The following is a 1,212-nucleotide window of genomic DNA, read 5'->3' as shown; positions in this document are numbered from 1 at the left end:
TTATAACGATAATTTATATAAATATTCTAATAAATAATATATTATAAATATATAATAATTTAAACTTTTAATTTATATAATAAGAACAAATTTTCAATGAAAATAAATAAATTAATAATTAGTTAATAATAATAATAAAATATTAATAATAAATGTACTTTTAGTAAATTGACGATAAAATACCTCTATGATATTCTAATTATGGCATTATTACCAATTTATATAGATATTAAAGGGTAAAATGTATTTTAATATTTTTAGGGGGATTTATTAATGGGAAAAGAAAAAAAAGCTATTTTTAAAAAATGGTGGTTCTGGCTTATAATTGTAGTAGTTGTTGGAGGTGCCATAGGAGCAGGATCAAATACAGCTGAAAATGGAGATACTCCGGTAGCTAACCAAGGACAAAAAGAAGATGCTAATAAAACGGAAACCTTCAAAATAGGTGATACTATAGAAGTTAAAGATTTTAAAATAAAAGTTAATAAAATTAGCGTAGATAATGGTGGGAAAATTATTAAACCAGAAGATGGAAATGAATTTGTAAAAGTTGATGTTACAGTTGAAAATATATCAAGCGAAGAAAAAACAGTTTCATCAATTTTAATGTTCAAAGTTGTTGATAAAGATGGAAGAGAATGCAAACAAGCGATTACAGAAAATCAAAATGGACAATTAGATGGTAAAGTTGCACCTGGAAGAAAAATAACTGGAGAATATGCTGTTCAAGCTCCTAAAGGAGAAAAAGGTCTTGAATTACAATTTGATAGTTCATTACTTTCTAGTGGACAAATAATAGTTAAATTAAATTAGTAAAATAAAAAGACTAGATTATGTTTCTAGTCTTTTATTATATTACAATAAAATAGGTATAAAGATAAAAAAGAAATTAGATTTCTAGTTATTATAAGCAATATTTTAATTATAGGTACTAATATAACAAACAGAAAATATACCAATAGCATTTAATAAAAGTGATAAGAAAAAAGTAGACTAATGAGATAAGTGTAAAGCATTTTAATTCTAACTTTAGAATTAAAATGCCTTTTTATATTAAATATTATTTAAAGATTTTTTGAAGTAAGAATATAATCTTAAATAATATACTCGTAAATGATTATAAAATAATAAAATAAATAATTTTAACGAAGTAATTTAAAAATTAAAGTAAGATAAGAGATATTGAAAAATTATTAGAATGATATAGATAAT

The 1,212-nt window shown here is 21.9% G+C and carries 1 protein-coding gene; it reads left to right on the top strand.

Going from position 1 to position 1,212, the window contains the following annotated elements:
• Nucleotides 1-273: 273 nt before the first annotated feature.
• Nucleotides 274-813, top strand: a complete 540-nt coding sequence (locus JOC62_RS19055; protein WP_204596846.1) for a DUF4352 domain-containing protein — start codon at nt 274-276, stop codon at nt 811-813.
• The last annotated feature ends 399 nt before the right edge of the window (nt 814-1,212 follow it).

It is taken from the genome of Clostridium sardiniense, from assembly GCF_016907995.1.
In the GTDB taxonomy this organism is placed as follows: domain Bacteria; phylum Bacillota; class Clostridia; order Clostridiales; family Clostridiaceae; genus Clostridium; species Clostridium sardiniense.
This window is presented reverse-complemented; position numbering and strand designations above follow the sequence as displayed.